This window comes from Micromonospora sp. ANENR4 (genome assembly GCF_015354395.1).
GTDB lineage: Bacteria > Actinomycetota > Actinomycetes > Mycobacteriales > Micromonosporaceae > Micromonospora > Micromonospora aurantiaca.
Genome location: NZ_JADKYQ010000002.1, coordinates 563919 through 577619 on the forward strand (window position 1 = coordinate 563919; position 13701 = coordinate 577619).

General features: G+C 73.3%; 15 protein-coding genes. 9 read left to right on the forward strand and 6 right to left on the reverse strand.

Going from position 1 to position 13701, the window contains the following annotated elements:
• The first annotated feature begins 3 nt into the window (after positions 1 to 3).
• The 4 genes from IRY44_RS05810 (at position 4) to IRY44_RS05825 (ending at position 4352) form a co-directional block, all read left to right on the forward strand.
• Entirely contained in the window at positions 4 to 1161 is a 1158-nt protein-coding gene (locus IRY44_RS05810) for an RNA polymerase sigma factor (protein WP_194799459.1), read from the forward strand.
• Complete coding sequence (locus IRY44_RS05815; RefSeq protein WP_194799423.1) at positions 1158 to 1829, forward strand: uridine kinase; 672 nt, start codon at positions 1158 to 1160, stop codon at positions 1827 to 1829. Before IRY44_RS05810 ends, IRY44_RS05815 begins: the two co-directional genes overlap by 4 nt.
• Before the next feature lie 144 nt (positions 1830 to 1973).
• Positions 1974 to 3119: an MFS transporter gene (locus IRY44_RS05820; protein WP_370584862.1), complete on the forward strand. Its 1146-nt coding sequence runs from the start codon at positions 1974 to 1976 to the stop codon at positions 3117 to 3119.
• A 48-nt stretch (positions 3120 to 3167) separates the two neighbouring features.
• Positions 3168 to 4352: a lycopene cyclase family protein gene (locus IRY44_RS05825; RefSeq protein ID WP_194799424.1), complete on the forward strand. Its 1185-nt coding sequence runs from the start codon at positions 3168 to 3170 to the stop codon at positions 4350 to 4352.
• Here the strand turns inward: IRY44_RS05825 and IRY44_RS05830 are convergent.
• The gene (locus IRY44_RS05830) at positions 4349 to 5464 is read right to left on the reverse strand and encodes a serine hydrolase domain-containing protein (RefSeq protein WP_194799425.1); all 1116 of its coding nucleotides are present in this window, start codon (positions 5462 to 5464) and stop codon (positions 4349 to 4351) included. The two genes, IRY44_RS05825 and IRY44_RS05830, sit on opposite strands and share 4 nt — an antisense overlap.
• Before the next feature lie 89 nt (positions 5465 to 5553).
• Positions 5554 to 6342: a tyrosine-protein phosphatase gene (locus IRY44_RS05835; protein ID WP_194799426.1), complete on the reverse strand. Its 789-nt coding sequence runs from the start codon at positions 6340 to 6342 to the stop codon at positions 5554 to 5556.
• A gap of 70 nt (positions 6343 to 6412) precedes the next feature.
• Between IRY44_RS05835 and rnhA the strand changes: the two genes are divergently transcribed.
• Positions 6413 to 6979, forward strand: a complete 567-nt coding sequence (gene rnhA, locus IRY44_RS05840) for a ribonuclease HI (protein ID WP_194799427.1) — start codon at positions 6413 to 6415, stop codon at positions 6977 to 6979.
• Here rnhA and IRY44_RS05845 read toward each other — a convergent pair.
• From IRY44_RS05845 to IRY44_RS05860, 4 genes are all read right to left on the reverse strand, one after another.
• Positions 6898 to 7158 carry a hypothetical protein gene (locus IRY44_RS05845; protein ID WP_013286433.1) on the reverse strand — a complete coding sequence of 87 codons (261 nt, stop codon included), beginning with the start codon at positions 7156 to 7158 and terminating at the stop codon, positions 6898 to 6900. The two genes, rnhA and IRY44_RS05845, sit on opposite strands and share 82 nt — an antisense overlap.
• A gap of 36 nt (positions 7159 to 7194) precedes the next feature.
• Positions 7195 to 7449: a hypothetical protein gene (locus IRY44_RS05850; protein WP_013286432.1), complete on the reverse strand. Its 255-nt coding sequence runs from the start codon at positions 7447 to 7449 to the stop codon at positions 7195 to 7197.
• A gap of 138 nt (positions 7450 to 7587) precedes the next feature.
• Entirely contained in the window at positions 7588 to 8484 is an 897-nt protein-coding gene (locus tag IRY44_RS05855) for a pentapeptide repeat-containing protein (RefSeq protein WP_194799428.1), read from the reverse strand.
• Positions 8485 to 8597: 113 nt separating this feature from the next.
• The gene (locus IRY44_RS05860) at positions 8598 to 8999 is read right to left on the reverse strand and encodes an SSI family serine proteinase inhibitor (protein ID WP_194799429.1); all 402 of its coding nucleotides are present in this window, start codon (positions 8997 to 8999) and stop codon (positions 8598 to 8600) included.
• Positions 9000 to 9407: 408 nt separating this feature from the next.
• Between IRY44_RS05860 and IRY44_RS05865 the strand changes: the two genes are divergently transcribed.
• The 4 genes from IRY44_RS05865 to IRY44_RS05880 all read left to right on the forward strand — a co-directional run.
• The gene (locus IRY44_RS05865) at positions 9408 to 10415 is read left to right on the forward strand and encodes an ABC transporter permease (RefSeq protein WP_194799430.1); all 1008 of its coding nucleotides are present in this window, start codon (positions 9408 to 9410) and stop codon (positions 10413 to 10415) included.
• Between the two features lie 57 nt (positions 10416 to 10472).
• The gene (locus tag IRY44_RS05870) at positions 10473 to 12221 is read left to right on the forward strand and encodes an ABC transporter substrate-binding protein (RefSeq protein WP_194799431.1); all 1749 of its coding nucleotides are present in this window, start codon (positions 10473 to 10475) and stop codon (positions 12219 to 12221) included.
• A gap of 63 nt (positions 12222 to 12284) precedes the next feature.
• Positions 12285 to 13274, forward strand: a complete 990-nt coding sequence (locus tag IRY44_RS05875; RefSeq protein ID WP_194799432.1) for an ABC transporter permease — start codon at positions 12285 to 12287, stop codon at positions 13272 to 13274.
• Positions 13275 to 13290: 16 nt separating this feature from the next.
• Positions 13291 to 13701, forward strand: a 411-nt coding sequence (locus IRY44_RS05880) for an ATP-binding cassette domain-containing protein (RefSeq protein ID WP_194799433.1), incomplete at its 3' end; no start/stop codon positions are given.

The following is a 13701-nucleotide window of genomic DNA, read 5'->3' on the forward strand; positions in this document are numbered from 1 at the left end:
CCGATGGACGAGGTCGCGCTCCGCAGCCTCATCCCGGGCGTGCTCGGTGTCCTCGTCCGCCGCGGAGCCGACTTCGCGGCGGCCGAGGACGCCGTGCAGGACGCGCTGATCGAGGCGCTGCGCGTCTGGCCGGCCGACACGCCCCGCGATCCGCGCGGCTGGCTGGTCACAGTGGCGTGGCGGCGGTTCCTCGACGTGGTCCGCGCCGACGCCGCCCGGCGCCGGCGTGAGGACCTCGTGGACGAGGAGCCGCCACCCGGCCCGGTGCCGGCGGTGGACGACACGCTGCGGCTCTACTTCCTCTGCGCGCATCCGTCGCTGAGCCCGTCGTCGGCCGTCGCGTTGACGCTGCGTGCCGTCGGCGGGCTCACCACCCGGCAGATCGCGCAGGCGTACCTGGTGCCGGAGGCCACCACGGCGCAGCGGATCAGCCGCGCCAAGCGCACCGTCTCCGGGGTCCGGTTCGACCAGCCCGGTGACGTCGCCACCGTGCTGCGGGTGCTGTACCTGGTGTTCAACGAGGGCTACTCCGGCGACGTGGACCTGGCGGCCGAGGCGATCCGGCTCACCCGGCAGCTCGCCGCCGCGATCGACCATCCGGAGGTGGCCGGGCTGCTCGCGCTCATGCTGCTGCACCACGCCCGCCGGGCCGGGCGGACCGCGCCCGACGGCAGCCTGGTGCCGCTGGCCGAGCAGGACCGCGGCCGGTGGGACACGACGCTGATCGCCGAGGGTGTGGGCATCCTCCAGACCGCCCTGTCCCGGGATCGGCTGGGCGAGTTCCAGGCCCAGGCCGCCGTCGCGGCGCTGCACGCCGACGCGCCCACCGCGGCGGAGACCGACTGGGTGCAGATCGTCGAGTGGTACGACGAACTGGTCCGCCTGACCGGCAGCCCGATCGCCCGGCTCAACCGGGCGGTGGCGGTGGGCGAGGCGGACGGCCCGCGCGCCGGGCTGGCGGCGCTCGCGGCGCTGGACGACACGCTGCCCCGGTACACGGCGGTGGCCGCTTACCTGCACGAACGCGACGGCGACCCGGACCGGGCGGCCGCGCTGTACGCGGAGGCGGCCCGCCGGGCGTCCAGCCTGGCCGAACGCGACCACCTGAACCGGCAGGCGGCCCGCCTCAACAGCCGCCGCCCGGCGCGGGCCGACGGATGACCGGGACGCGGGCGCGGGTGCTGGCCCGGCTCGCCGACGACCTCGCCGCGCGCCGTCCGCCGCACCCGCTGCGGGTGGCCGTCGACGGCCCTGATGCGGCGGGCAAGACCCGGCTGGCCGATGACCTGGCCGAGGTGCTGGGGCAGCGGAGGCCGGTGCTCCGGGTGAGCGTCGACGGCTTCCACCGGCCCGCCGCGGTCCGCCGGGCGCGGGGGCCGCTGTCGCCGGAGGGCTACTACCGGGACGCGTTCGACCACGAGACGCTGGTGGAGCGGGTGCTGCGCCCGCTCGGACCCGGCGGTGACCGGCGGTACCTGCGGGTGGCGTACGACCTGCGCGCCGAGAAGCCGGTTCCCGCGGCGCGGGTGACCGCGCCGGCGGACGCGGTGCTGCTCCTCGACGGGGTGTTCCTGCTCCGGCCGGAGTTGCGGTCGCACTGGGACGTGACGGTCTACCTGCACGTGGAGCCGGCCGAGACGCTGCGCCGGGCACTGATCCGCGACCTGGAGGTGTTCGGCTCGGCCGAGGAGGTGCGCCGCCGGTACCGGGCGCGCTACCTGCCGGGGCAGGCGCGGTACCGGGCCGAGGCGAACCCGGCGCGGCACGCGGACGTGGTGCTCGACGTGGCCGACCCGCTCGCGCCGGTGGTGCTCGCCTGGCGGGCGTAAAACCGGTCGGCAGGGTTCATCGCCGCTGGTAGGTTGCCTCGCCGTGACGGGGGAACGGCTCGGCGGGCGCTTCGCCCGACTGTGGACGGCGAGCACGCTGTCCGCGCTGGGGAGTGGGACGGCGACGGTGGCGCGCCGTTGTACGTGGCGTCGATCACCGACGATCCGCTTGTGGTGTCGGCCGGGGCGGCGGTGTCGTGGCTGCCGTGGCTGCTGTTCGCGCTGCCCGGTGGCGTGCTGGCCGACCGGGTGGACCGGCGGCGGCTGATGGTGCTCATCGACTGGGTACGCGTCGGCGCGCTCGCGGTGCTCGCCGCGGCGATGCTCGCCGACCGGGCCGGGATCGCGCTGCTCTACGCGGTGCTGTTCGTGGTTAACACCGGTGAGGTGGTGTTCCGGACCGCCGCGCAGGCGGTGCTGCCGGCGGTGGTGCCGCGCTCCCTGCTGGAACGCGCGAACGGCTGGCTGGGCGGCGGCACCCAGGTGATGCAGAACATGATCGCCGGCCCACTCGGCGGGTTCCTGTTCGTGCTGGCGGCGTCGCTGCCGTTCGCCCTCAACGCCGGCACGTACGCGCTGAGCGCCGTGCTGGTCGGGCTGCTCGCCGGGACGTACCGCGGCGGGCCGGCGCCGGACGGGCGGCGGTCGGTGCGGGCGGAGGTCGCGGAGGGGTTCCGCTGGCTGTGGCGGCAGCGGCTGCTGCGCACCATGACCGTGCTGATCGGCCTGCTCAACGTCACGCTCACCGCCGCCGTGGCGGTGCTGGTGCTGCTCGCCACCGAGCGGCTGGGCCTCGGCTCGGTCGGCTACGGCGCGTTGTTCACCTGCATGGCGGTCGGCGGGGTGCTCGGCTCGCTGGTGGGGGACCGGCTGATCGCCGCGATCACGCCCACCTGGACGGTGCGGACCGGGCTGCTGGTCGAGGCGGGACTGCACCTGGCGCTCGCCGCGTCCCGCAGTGCGGCCGTGGTCGGGTTCGCGTTGTTCGCGTTCGGGGCGCACAGCGCGTTGTGGAACATCGTGGCGAACTCGCTGCGGCAGCGGCTCACCCCGCCGGAGCTGATGGGCCGGGTCGGCAGCACCACGTTGTTCGTCGCGGCTGGTGGCAACTGTGTCGGCGCGCTGCTCGGTGGCGTGGTGGCGGCCCGGTTCGGCATCACCGCGCCGTACTGGGTGGGTTTCGCGGTGGCGGTCGCGGTGATCGCCGCGACGTGGCGGGTCTTCGACCGGGCGACGGTGGCCGCCGCCTATGCCGACCCGGCCCCGCAGAAGCCCGCGCCGGTGGCCTGAGCGCGGGTCGGCCGGTGACCGCATGCGCCGATGTGGCAGCGTGGCCGGATGCACGCTTCCTTCCCGGTCGACGTCGACCTCGCGCTGGTCGGCGGCGGCGGCGCCGCATCCCTGGTCCTGGCCGCGCTGGACCGCCACGGCGTGACCGGGCTGCGGGTCGCGGTGGTCGACCCGGTGCACAAGCGCGGCCAGGACCGCACCTGGGCGTTCTGGGGTCTGCCCGGCGACGACCTCGACCCACTGCTGAGCGCGAGCTGGTCGCGGGTCGACGTGGTCACGCCGGCCGGCCGCCGCGTCCTCACGCTCGACCCCCTGCGGTACGCCATGCTCCGCTCCGCCCCGGTCTACGACCGGGCTGCCGCGGCCGAGCGGCGGCTGGACGCGGTCCGGATCAGCGTCCCGGCGGGGGAGTTGCACGACGACGGTGAGCGGGTCACGGTCCGTGACCCGGACGGGCGGGACCTGGTGCGGGCCGGGTGGGTGCTCGACTCGCGGCCCCGGCGGCCCCGGCGGCCGGGGCGGACCAGCTGGTTGCAGCACTTCCGGGGCTGGTGGCTGGCCGCCGACCGGCCGACGTTCGATCCGCAGCGGGCAGTGCTGATGGACTTCCGCACGCCGCAGCCGCAGCGTGGCGTCTCCTTCGGGTACGTGTTGCCTGTCGACGACCGGTTCGCGCTGGTCGAGTACACCGAGTTCGGGCCGGAACTGCTCGACGACGCGGGCTACGACGCGGCGCTGCGCGGGTACGCCGACCTGCTCGGCCTGGACCTGACCGCGCTGCGGGTGCGGGAGGTCGAGGACGGTGTGATCCCGATGACCGACGGACCGTTCGAGTCCCGTCCCAGCCCTCGAGTGGCGCGGCTGGGCACCGCGGGTGGGGCGACCCGCCCGTCCACCGGATTCACGTTCTCCGCGATGCTGCGCCAGGCCGACCAGGTGGCACTGGCGCTCGCCGCCGGCCGCCCGCCGGTGCCGGCGCCCGCGTACCCGGGACGGCACCTGTGGATGGACGCGGTGGCGCTGCGCGCACTGGATCGCGGGCACGTCGGCGGGGTGGAGTTCTTCGAGCGGCTGTTCGACCGCAACCCGCCGGAGCGGGTGCTGCGCTTCCTCGACGGCGTGACCAGCCCGGCCGAGGACCTGGCGGTGATGCGGTCCAGCCCGCTGCTGCCGATGACCGGCGCGGTGCTCGGCGACGCGGCCGGGCGGCTGCGGGCCCGCCTGCGCCGCTAGCCTCGGTGGCCGGTCGCCTCGGCGACGCGGTCGCGTACCAGCGTCCGCAGCCTCTCCATCGGGTCGCCGTCGCCCGCGCCGAGCCGGTTGCGCACCGCCGCCACCGTCAACCCCAGGTTCGGGTACGCGAACGCGAGGCTCCCGCCGCTACCCGCGGTGCCGAACGATCCGTCGTCGACCGCGTACCCGAGCCCGAACGTGCTCTCCTGCCCGAACACCCACTCCGGTGCGCGGACCGCCGGGGCGGACACCTCCCGCATCCGCCCGGCGGAGATCAGCCGCACCCCGTCGACCGGGCCGAGCAGCGCCGCGTACATCCGGGCCACCGCGCGGGCGCTCATCGTGCCGACCGACGGCACGTCGGCGCGCAGCACGTCGGGGCGGGAACCGATGACGGTGTCCGGCCGTACGCCGGGTGGCGCGACCGCGTCGAAGTGCGGCAGGTTGGCCCCGGCCCAGGTCATCAGCGCGGACAGGCCGGCGTCCTCCAGCCGCGCCAACCGGGGCAGGTCCGCCTCCGGTACGCCGAGGAACAGTTCCCGGTCCACGCCGAGCGGCCCGGACACCTCCTCGGCGAGCACCCGCGACACCGGGGCGCCGGTGACCCGCCGCACCACCTCGCCGACCAGCCAGCCCCACGTCCAGGCGTGGTACGCCAGCCGCTCGCCGGGTGCCCACAGCGGCCGTGCGCCGGCGAGCAGGTCGCACATGCGCGTCCAGTCGGTGAAGTCCTCGGGTGTGACGTCGGCGGGCAGCGCTGGCAGGCCGGCGGTGTGGGTGAGCACGTGCCGCAGCGTGATGCCGTCCTTGCCGTGCCGGGCGAACTCCGGCCACACGGCGGCCAGCGGCAGGTCGTAGTCGAGCCGTCCCCGCTCGGCCAGCACGTGCACCACTGTGGCGGTGAGGCCCTTGCCGGTGGAGACCGCGTGCACGGGCGTGTCGGCGGTCATCGGCCGGCCGGTGGTGGTGTCGGCGAGCCCGGCCTGCTCGGCGACGATCGCGACCCCGCCCAGGTACGCGGCCACCTGCACACCGGTCTCCCGGCCGGAGGAGACCAGCTCGTCGAGCGTCGCCCGTACCTCGGCCCGCAGGCCGTCCCACCGCGTGTCCACGATCCCGCAGCGTGCCAGACCGTGGCAGCGGCGTCGTCTGCTTTTCGTGGGAACGGCGACGGCGCCCGGTATCGGCGGCCGGAGGTGCTCTACCGGGCGGCCGGCGTCGGCGTACTGCCGGTGGTGCCCTGGGTGGGCAGCGGGATGGAGTCACCGGTGAGCAGCCGGGCGCGCAGCGCGTCGATCGTCTCCTCGCCGACACCGAGCCGGCCGGTCACGTACCCGTGCACCGAACCGTGCGCGGCCCGCAGCTCGGCCAGCACCAGCCGGATGATCTCGGCCGGTGCCCGCCCGTACGCCGGCCAGCCCGGCGTCGCGCCGCCGTTGCGGTCCCGCCACTCGGCCACCAGACGGTCGGTGGCGTGCTCGGTGAGCGCGAAGTCCGCAGCGATCTGGTCGTCGTCCACGCCGAGCACTGACAGCACCAGCGCGGCGAGCAGCCCGGTGCGGTCCTTGCCGGACGCGCAGTGGAACACCAGCGGGTGCTCGCCGTCCGCGATCACCTCGATCGCCTGCCGTAGCTCGGCCACGCCGTCCTCGGCCACCTCGGCGTACCGGTCGGCCAGGTAGCGCCACGGGTCCACGTCGGGGTCGATGTCGGCCTGCACGTACGGCCGGTGCTCGATGCTCAGGTTGTGCCAGGTGACGCCGAGGCTCTCCGGGGCCCGGCCGCGGTCGGCGATCTCCCACGGGTACCGCAGGTCGATCACGGTGCGCACGCCGAGCGCCGCGAACCGTTCCAGATCGGCACCGGCGAGCTTGGCCAGCGAGTCGGAGCGGTATAGGCGGCCCCGGGCGACGGCGCGGCCGTCCCCGGTCCGCCAGCCACCGAGGTCACGGAAGTTGCAGAGCGTGGCGAAGTCCGGGGGAGTGGTCATGCTCGCACGCTAGCCGGGCGCGGCGGGTCGGGTGGTCCCGCGCGCCCGCGCACCCGGTAGGTTGCCGGGCATGGCGGAGGCGGAGACCGGCCGGATCGTGGAGATCTGGACCGACGGCGCGTGCAGCGGCAATCCCGGGCCGGGCGGGTGGGGTGCGGTGCTGCGCTGGGGCGGGCACGAGCGGGAGCTGTGCGGCGGCGAGGCCACCCCGACCACCAACAACCGGATGGAGCTGACCGCCGCGATCCGGGCGCTGGAGAGCCTGACCCGCCCGGTCACGGTACGGCTGCACACCGACAGCACGTACGTGCGCAACGGCATCACCGGCTGGCTGAACGCCTGGAAGCGCAACGGCTGGCTGACCGCCGCGAAGCAGCCGGTGAAGAACGCCGACCTGTGGCAGGCGCTGGAGGCGGCCTGCGCCCGGCACGACGTGACGTGGCTGTGGGTGAAGGGCCACAACGGGCACCCGGAGAACGAGCGCGCGGACGCGCTGGCGAACCGGGGCATGACCGAGGCGCGGGGCGCCGGCCCGGCCGCCACCCCGCGTGCGCGTCAGCGCAGCGGCCGGCCCTCCTCGATCTCCTCCGGCTCCTCGGACGGGTCGCCGGTGCCGGAGACCGCGTCGACGTCGTAACCGGCCCGGCTGACCTCGCGTGCAGAGCGCCGGTCCTCGGCGGGCAGATCGGCGAAGTCGTCACCGGTGTCGTCGGTGGTGTGCAGGGATTCGCCCGGTGGGCGCAGGGACGCCTCGTACGCGGTCGCGCCGTCGGGTTCGTCGCCGGCCGCGCGGCCGAAGGACTCTTCACTGGTCATGTCGCACTCCTGCCCGCAGCGGGTGACGGCAAACGTTCAGCGGGCGGCGTCCCGTCCGCGGGCCGCGTCCGGGTGGGTCGGCATCGAGGAGCCGCCCGAGCTGCTGCCGGAGGCGCCGCCAGCCATTCCGGATCCGTCGTCCTCGGTCACCTCGTCCGGTTTCGGCGCACCGGGAGCGGGCGCCGGCACGTCGGTGTCCGCGGCCGTCTGCACCAGGGGCACCTGCCCGGCCTCGTCCTCGGCGTGCGCCGGGTCGACCGGCTCCTCACCGTCGCGTGCCCGATATCCCACCGGGGGCCCCTCCCGTCGGCAACACTCGTCCGCACCGCCTTCCCCACCCCACCCCCACCAAACCGCCCCCGCCCCATCACGCCGTGATCGAGGAGTTTGTGTTCCGATCCGGCCCCGAACCGGACACGAACTCCTTGATCAACGCCGAGGTCGGGGTCGGGAGCGGGGGTGGGGGTGGCGGGGCTGGGGGTTTGTCGGGGTCAGGGTCAGGGACCAGTGGGACGGGCGGCGTAGGCCCGGCGGCAGGACCGTGCGGTGGTCGCCGCGTGCGGCGTCGAGCTGCGACTGGTGCGTGAACAGGCACTCGCCCAGGTCCGCGCCGCGCAGGTCGGCTCCGCGCAGGTCCGCGCCGGTCAGGTCGGCGGCGCCGAGGCGTACGCCCCGCAGGTCGGCGCCGATCAGGCAGGCGCCGCGCAGGTTCGCCCCGGCCAGCGGGGTACGGCGCAGGTCCACCCCGATCAGCATCGCGCCCCGGCGGTCCGGCCCGGCCTTCCCGGCGCGGGCCTGTTCGGCGGCACGGGACAGCAGCCGGTTGGCCCGGTCCCGGTGCGCGTCGACGTCGAGCGCGAGCAGGTCGTCGGGGGTGCCGTCGGTGAGCCGGCCGGTCTCGTCGAGCGCGGTGGTCAGCTCGTCGCGCAGCGGGCCGGGCGGGGTCAGGCGTACCGCCTCGGTCAGGTACCACAGCAGCTCGTGCAGCGGCCGCAGCACGGCGAAGCTGCCGAACATGCGCTGTGCGGTAGCCGGGTCGGCGCGCCAGTCGCGGTCGGCGAACGTGTGCTGCGTGAGGTGCTGACCGGCGCCGAAGCAGTCGAACACGGTGCATCCAGGGAAGCCGCGTTGCCGCAGCTCGGTGTGGATGCCGCAGCGGAAGTCGGCGCCCAGGTTCGGGCAGGGCCGCCCGGCGGGCTTGTCGATGGCGAAGTCGGCCGACGCGGTGAACGCGGGAGCGACGCAGCACACTCCGGCGCAGCGCGAGCAGTCCGCCCGCAACTCCCGCCCGTCACCCACCCGTCCTCCTCCCGGCACGGCACCCATTCTCCCCACTCCACCGGCCCACCTCCCGACCCACCCCGTCGATCATGAGGTTGACGGCGACAAATCGGACCGGAACCGCCGCCAACCTCATGATCAACGCGACAAGGAGGGGGTCAGAAGGTGAAGAGGGAGGCGGTGGTGCGCTGCATCAGGCAGGCATTGCCGAACGTCCGGGTGTAGGAGATCGGGCGGGTCTGCCAGATGCCCACGGCACGCGCGACGACCGGGGCGTACTGGGACGTGCAGGGCGCGCCGTGCACGTCGAGCGCGTCCAGGTCGCCGTCGACGCGGGCGACGAGCCGGCAGGCGGTGATCGGGTCGGGGTGCAGGCCGCCGGTGGGCCCGCAGGTCAGCACCGTGGCGCGCGGGCCGGCGCCGTCGTCGACGGTGAGCAGCAGCACCGAGGGGGTCTCCGGGCCGGGGCGCGGCGCGGCCTGCGCGGGGGAGGCCGGCGCGGCGAGGCCGCCGAGCACGGCGGCCAGGGCCGCAGCGGCGGTACGTCGGGCGAAGGGCATGGGTGGTCCTTCCGTCGGGGCCCCGGGTGAGGGCCGGTGGACGGCCCGGCACGTCGTGCGAACCGGACCGCCGAGAACCCTAGGTGGACGGTGTGAACGCGAAGAGTCACGAAGTGTTACACCGGTCGACGCTGCCGCCCGGCTGGTGTGACATCGGCGTACGGGAATGCCCGAACGGCTGACAACCGCCCGAGTGCCTTGCGGCAACGCATTCCGAATTCGTGGAACGGCCACCTGAAAGGCTGACAACCGAATCGAGCCGTTATTGCGCCGATGCATTCCGTACGCCGGATCGTTGTCAATGCACGACAACCGGAACGGCCGTTACCGGAACGATTCTTTCCAGTGCGTCATAGCGCATTACCGTCGGGTGGCAGGCCGTTTTCGTCCCCGTCGGGAGGACTGCTCATGAGCGAACTGTCGTACCCACCGGCCGCTCCCGGCCCCGATGTCGAGGCCGTTCCCGCCCCCGTCGGCCGGCCCGGCGAATTCGTCGGCCGGTCACCCGGCCGGCTCGCCTGGCTGCGGCTCAAGCGCGACCGTACGGCTCGCGCCAGCGCCGTCACGCTCGCCGTCGCCGCCCTTGTCGCGCTCGGCGCGCCACTGCTGGAACGGCTCACCGGAATCGACCCGACCGACAAGTTCGCCGACCGGCTGAACGATTTCGGAATGCCGATCGGGTATGCCGGCGGAATCAGCGCCGACCATTGGCTCGGGCTCGAACCGGGCAGTGGGCGGGACATCCTGATGCAACTGGTCTACGGCCTGCGGACGTCCCTGTTCATCGCGTTCGCCTCGGCGCTGCTGGCATCCGGCATCGGTGTCGCCGTGGGTGTGCTGGCCGGGTGGGCCAGAGGCTGGTTGGACAGCGTCGTCAACTGGCTGATCGACCTCACGCTGGCGTTCCCGTTCCTCATCTTCGCCCTCGCGGTCATCCCGATCCTCCAGGACCGCTTCTACTCCGACCGGGAGGCACCGTCGCCGGCCTTCCGGGTGGCCCTGATCGTCGCCACCTTCGGCCTGTTCAGCTGGACGTACACCGCGCGGCTGGTCCGCGGGCAGGTGATCTCGCTGCGCGAGCGGGAGTTCGTCGAGGCGGCCCGGGCCGCCGGCGCCGGCACCGCGCACATCATGCTGCGGCAGCTGCTGCCGAACATCTGGGCGCCGATCCTGGTCACCGTCTCGCTGATGGTGCCGCAGTTCATCGCCATCGAGGCGGCGCTGGCGTTCGTCAACATCGGCGTCACCGAACCCACGCCCGACCTGGGCCGCATGATCTTCAACAGCATCGGCTACGTCGCGAGCGACCCCTGGTACACCCTGTTCCCCGGGTTGACGGTCTTCCTGCTGGTCCTGGCGTTCAACCTGCTCGGCGACGCGCTGCGCGACTCGCTGGACCCCCGCTCCACCCGGTAGTCCCCACGGCCATCAGTGCCCGGCCGGCGGGGGCCGCCGGGCAGGAAGGAGCACACCGTGCGCGCACGAACCCGGACACTGACAGGTGTCCTCGCCGCGGCGGCGCTGGCCGCCGCCGGCTGCAGCCCCACCACCGACGACGGCGGGGGCGGCGACGACCAGAAGACCAAGACCCAGAGCGGATCGATCTCGTACGAGGCCGCCGACAACCAGGGCCCGGCGAAGGACGTCGCCGGGGCGACCCGCGGCGGCACCCTCACCGTGATGCAGCCGGCCGACTTCGAGCACCTCGATCCGGCCCGCAACTACGTCAACGTGCAGCAGGTCGCCGGTGGGCTGCTCTACCGCTCGCTCAACGGCTACAAGGAGGACGGCACCGGCAAGCTGCTGCTCGTCGGCGACCTGGCCACCAACCCCGGCAAGGACGTCAACGGCGACTGCAAGGTCTGGGAGTTCACCCTCCGCGACGGCGTGAAGTACGAGGACGGCACGCCCGTGTCCAGCAAGGACGTCGCCCACGGCATCGCCAGGTCGTTCGCGGCGAACCTCAACGAGGGCCCGCACTACATCCAGCAGTGGCTCTACCCGGGCGGGGCGTACAACGCGACCTACAAGGGACCGTACGACGGTGGCAAGCCGGTGCCCGACGGCGTCGCCACCCCCGACGACCGGACCATCCGGTTCACCTTCCCGCAGCCGCACTGCGACCTGCCGTACGCCGCGGCGCTGCCCACCAGCGCGCCCGTGCCCGCGGCGAAGGACACCCGCGCCAACTACGACCTGCGGCCGTTCTCGTCCGGGCCGTACCGGGTGAGGACCTACCAGCGCGACGTGTCGCTGGAGCTGGAACGCAACCCGAACTGGGATCCGGCGACCGACCCGATCCGCAACGCGTACCCGGACGCGATCCGGATGACGTTCGGCCTGGAGCAGGCCCAGATCGCCGAGCGCCTGGTCGCCGACGGGCCGGCCGACCAGGCGGCGCTGAGCTGGTCGGACGTGCCGCCGTCGGTGCTGCCCCGCACCACCGGATCCGGCGTCGCCGACCGGGTGGTGCGCGGTCCGACGCAGTACAACTGGGTGCTGAGCATCAACACCCAGCGGGTCACCGACCTGAGCGTACGGCGGGCGCTGAACTACGCGGTCGACAAGGACGCCCTGCTCAAGGTGCTCGGCGGGCAGGCCGCCGGCTCGCCGGCGACCACGCTCATGTCACCCACCACCGCCGGTTTCGTCCCCTACGACCTGTTCAACGCCCCGGTCACCGGCGACAAGGCCAAGACCGCCGAGCTGCTCGCCGGCAAGCGGCCGAAGCTGGTCCTCGCCCACTCCAACCTGGAGCTGCGCACCCAGCAGGCCGAGGCACTGCGCAAGAACCTCACCGACATGGGCTTCGACATCGTGATGAAGCCGATCGACAACAGCAGCTACTACGACGAGGTCGGCCGCAAGGACAACCCGTACGACATGTACCTCACCGGCTGGGGCTCGGACTGGCCCACCGGCTCGACCGTCATCCCGCCGGTCTACGACGGACGGGAGATCGTGGCCGAGGGCAACCAGAACCTGTCGTACCTCAACGAACCGTCTGTGAGCGCGGAGATCGACCGGGTCCGCGACCTGCCGGCCGCCGAGCAGGACGCCGGCTGGATGGCGCTCGACCGCATGATCATGGAGAAGTACGCGCCTGTGGTGCCCTGCTACTACGACGCCACCTACGAGCTGCACGGCTCGAAGGTCGGCAACGCCTTCCTCAGCGACGCGTTCGGGATCATCTCGCTCAACGGCATCTACGTGAAGAAGTGACAGCCGCGCGGGGGCGGCTGTCACGGCGGCCGCTCCCGCGCCCACCCCGGGGGAGGTGCTCCCGTGCTCCGTTTCGTCGTACGGCGGCTGCTCGTCGCCGCCCTGACCCTGGTCGTCATCAGCCTCGTCACGTTCGGCCTCTTCTTCGCGGTGCCGAGCAGCCCGGCGAAGGTGATGTGCGGCAAGAACTGCACGGCCGAGGACATCGCCCAGGTCGAGCGCCGCCTCGGCATCGACCAGCCGCTGCCCCGGCAGTACGCCGACTTCGTCGGCGGCGTCTTCGCCGGCCGGACCTACGGCGAGGGCGACTTCCGGCAGGACTGCCCGGCGCCCTGCCTCGGCTACTCGTTCCGCAACAACCAGCCGGTCACCGAGATCGTCGCCCAGCGCGCCCCGGTGACGTTCAGCATCGTCCTCGGCGGCGCCGTGCTCTGGCTCGGCCTCGGCGTCTCGCTGGGCATGGTGTCGGCACTGCGCCGGGGTACGGCGTTCGACCGCGCCGCCATCGGCGTCACCCTGGCCGGGGCGTCGATGCAGGTCTACTTCTTCGGTCTGATCCTGCTCTACCTGCTCGTCTACTCCACCGGCCTGCTGCCGTTCCCCAGCTACACGCCGCTGACCGAGAGTCCGCTGCGCTGGGCGGCCGGACTGCTGCTGCCCTGGATGACGCTCGGTTTCCTCAACTCCGCGCTGTACGCCCGGCTGTCCCGGGCCCAGATGCTGGAGACGTTGTCGGAGGACTTCGTCCGTACCGCCCGGGCGAAGGGCCTACCCGCCCGGACGGTGCACACCCGGCACGCGCTGCGGGCGGCGATCACACCGATCGTCACGATCGCCGGGCTGGACATCGGCACCAGCCTCGGCGGCACGTTCATCACCGAGACCATCTTCGGCCTCCAGGGTCTCGGGAAGGCGACTGTGGAGGCGGTGCAGTTCCTCAACCTGCCGGTGGTGATGGCGACGGTGCTGCTGGCGGCGGTGTTCATCGTGGTCGCCAACATCGTCGTCGACGTGCTGTACGCGGTGATCGACCCACGGGTCCGGCTGGGCTGAGGAGGAGGAGACGGACATGGTGGAGCTTCCGGCGCCGCGTCGCGGCGAGGGCCCGTACCTGCGGGTCGAGGATCTGCGGGTGCGGTTCGACACCGAGGACGGTGTGGTGCGGGCGGTGGACGGGGTGTCGTTCGCTGTGGAGCGGGGTCGCACGTTGGGGATCGTGGGTGAGTCCGGTTCCGGTAAGAGCGTCACCTCGCTGGCGATCCTCGGTTTGCACAACGCGAAGCGCACGGCCATTTCGGGGGAGATCTGGGTGGGTGGGCGGCAGTTGGTGGGGTTGGGTGAGGAGGAGGTGCGGCGGCTGCGGGGCCGGGACATGGCGATGGTCTTTCAGGATCCGTTGTCGGCGTTGCACCCGTACTACTCGGTGGGTAGGCAGATCGCGGAGGCGTATCGGGTGCACCACCCGAGGGCCGGGAAGCGG

Excerpts from the sequence above, each read along its gene's own strand:
- IRY44_RS05810 (WP_194799459.1), top strand. The coding sequence starts at position 4 with ATGGACGAGGTCGCGCTCCGCAGCCTCATCCCGGGCGTGCTCGGTGTC.
- IRY44_RS05815 (WP_194799423.1), top strand. The coding sequence starts at position 1,158 with ATGACCGGGACGCGGGCGCGGGTGCTGGCCCGGCTCGCCGACGACCTC.
- IRY44_RS05825 (WP_194799424.1), top strand. The coding sequence starts at position 3,168 with ATGCACGCTTCCTTCCCGGTCGACGTCGACCTCGCGCTGGTCGGCGGC.
- IRY44_RS05835 (WP_194799426.1), bottom strand. The coding sequence starts at position 6,342 with ATGACCACTCCCCCGGACTTCGCCACGCTCTGCAACTTCCGTGACCTC.
- rnhA (WP_194799427.1), top strand. The coding sequence starts at position 6,413 with ATGGCGGAGGCGGAGACCGGCCGGATCGTGGAGATCTGGACCGACGGC.
- IRY44_RS05845 (WP_013286433.1), bottom strand. The coding sequence starts at position 7,158 with ATGACCAGTGAAGAGTCCTTCGGCCGCGCGGCCGGCGACGAACCCGAC.
- IRY44_RS05855 (WP_194799428.1), bottom strand. The coding sequence starts at position 8,484 with ATGGGTGCCGTGCCGGGAGGAGGACGGGTGGGTGACGGGCGGGAGTTG.
- IRY44_RS05860 (WP_194799429.1), bottom strand. The coding sequence starts at position 8,999 with ATGCCCTTCGCCCGACGTACCGCCGCTGCGGCCCTGGCCGCCGTGCTC.
- IRY44_RS05865 (WP_194799430.1), top strand. The coding sequence starts at position 9,408 with ATGAGCGAACTGTCGTACCCACCGGCCGCTCCCGGCCCCGATGTCGAG.